Origin of the sequence: Streptomyces doebereineriae, from assembly GCF_031845645.1 — a bacterium.
Taxonomy (GTDB): Bacteria; Actinomycetota; Actinomycetes; order Streptomycetales; family Streptomycetaceae; genus Streptomyces; species Streptomyces canus.
Genome location: NZ_JAVREZ010000359.1, coordinates 1 through 440, shown reverse-complemented (window position 1 = coordinate 440; position 440 = coordinate 1). Strand labels below are relative to the sequence as shown.

Genomic DNA, 440 nt, shown 5'->3' with positions numbered 1-440 from the left:
TCGACGAGCAACAGCGCTGGATCGTCATGCACCGCGGCAAGCTGTCCATCGCCTGCAATCTCGGCGCCGACACGGTGTCGGTACCGGTGACCGGCGAGGTGGTGTCGGCCTGGGGTGAGCCCGCCGTCGGCACCGAATCCACGGCGTTGCCCGGGCATTCGTTCGCGATCCTGCGCCGAGGTGAAGCCTCACCGGCATAGCGGGATCGCAGTGATGTCCTTATGGGGCGGGCGGTCAACGGTCCTTTCGCACGGATGTGTTGTCGAGGTCGACGACGGCGCCACGGTTGTCGGTGGGTCGCAGTTCGGCGAGCGCGAGACCGCGTTCGTCGACGAGCACCGAGTGCGTTTCGCCTGACTCGAACGCGCGCCGCTCACCCCACTGCCGCAGAGCCACGACGACAGCGAACAGATCGCGACCGGCCCGGGTGAGCGTATACA

The 440-nt window shown here is 67.3% G+C and carries 1 protein-coding gene and 1 pseudogene; one reads left to right on the top strand and one right to left on the bottom strand.

The features are described from left to right. A partial coding sequence (locus RNB18_RS52290) for a DUF3459 domain-containing protein (RefSeq protein WP_311721089.1) occupies nucleotides 1-200 on the top strand: 200 nt, incomplete at its 5' end. A 34-nt stretch (nucleotides 201-234) separates the two neighbouring features. Here RNB18_RS52290 and RNB18_RS52285 read toward each other — a convergent pair. Beyond that, nucleotides 235-440: pseudogene (locus RNB18_RS52285) on the bottom strand (winged helix-turn-helix transcriptional regulator); the annotation flags it as partial.